Genomic DNA, 1304 nt, shown 5'->3' with positions numbered 1-1304 from the left:
CGGGCTGTCTCTAATGATTAGCGCAACCCGCCATACCTGCACAACTTCCGAAGGGCGGGCGCCTCGGGCGACCGCGCTCGACCGAAAGTGACCCACATCGGACGGCGGAGGCCTTCGCTCCACGCGGAACCGTTGGCCTGCAACTCCAGAGGGCGATAGCGTCGGGAGTAACACGCCAACGAATAGGAGCTCACATGTCGCGCATCGCGATCATCGGAGGCCACGGAAAAGTGGCCCTGCACCTCACCTCGATCCTCACCGGCCAGGGCCATCAGGTCAGCTCGATCTTCCGCAACCCCGGACACTCCTCCGACGTCGAGGCGGCAGGCGCGACGCCGGTGGTCGCCGACGTGGCAAAGCTGTCCGTCAGCGATATGGCTGACGTCTTCCGGGGCCACGACGCCGTCGTATGGTCCGCAGGTTCGGGCGGCAGCAGTGCCGACGCCACCTATGCCGTCGATGGGGCTGCGGCCATCCGCTCGATGGATGCGGCGTCGGACGCGTCAGTGGGCCGGTACGTCATGGTGTCCTACCTCGGTGCGGGCAAGGACCACGGAGTCCCCGAGGAGAACAGTTTCTTCCCCTATGCCGAGGCCAAGGCAGCCGCGGACGAGCACCTTCGCAATTCAAAGCTTGCGTGGACCATCCTCGGCCCCGGGCCGCTGACGACGGAGCCGGGTACCGGCAGGATCGAGGCTTCCGAAGGGCGGGCGCCTCGGGCGACCGCGCTCGACCGAAAGTGACCCACATCGGACGGCGGAGGCCTTCGCTCCACGCGGAACCGTTGGCCTGCAACTCCAGAGGGCGATAGCGTCGGGAGTAACACGCCAACGAATAGGAGCTCACATGTCGCGCATCGCGATCATCGGAGGCCACGGAAAAGTGGCCCTGCACCTCACCTCGATCCTCACCGGCCAGGGCCATCAGGTCAGCTCGATCTTCCGCAACCCCGGACACTCCTCCGACGTCGAGGCGGCAGGCGCGACGCCGGTGGTCGCCGACGTGGCAAAGCTGTCCGTCAGCGATATGGCTGACGTCTTCCGGGGCCACGACGCCGTCGTATGGTCCGCAGGTTCGGGCGGCAGCAGTGCCGACGCCACCTATGCCGTCGATGGGGCTGCGGCCATCCGCTCGATGGATGCGGCGTCGGACGCGTCAGTGGGCCGGTACGTCATGGTGTCCTACCTCGGTGCGGGCAAGGACCACGGAGTCCCCGAGGAGAACAGTTTCTTCCCCTATGCCGAGGCCAAGGCAGCCGCGGACGAGCACCTTCGCAATTCAAAGCTTGCGTGGACCATCCTCGG

2 protein-coding genes are annotated in these 1304 nt (G+C 66.4%); both read left to right on the top strand.

Going from position 1 to position 1304, the window contains the following annotated elements; all coding sequences use genetic code 11:
• The first annotated feature begins 194 nt into the window (after positions 1-194).
• Entirely contained in the window at positions 195-743 is a 549-nt protein-coding gene (locus Y704_RS18975; protein ID WP_051476690.1) for an SDR family oxidoreductase, read from the top strand.
• A gap of 103 nt (positions 744-846) precedes the next feature.
• A partial coding sequence (locus tag Y704_RS23240; RefSeq protein WP_035771634.1) for an NAD(P)H-binding protein occupies positions 847-1304 on the top strand: 458 nt, incomplete at its 3' end.

The sequence above is a fragment of the Arthrobacter sp. Br18 genome, assembly GCF_000520555.1.
Lineage (GTDB): Bacteria > Actinomycetota > Actinomycetes > Actinomycetales > Micrococcaceae > Arthrobacter_D.
The sequence above is the reverse complement of the archived record's forward strand: the minus strand, read 5'-3'. Positions and strand labels throughout refer to the sequence as shown.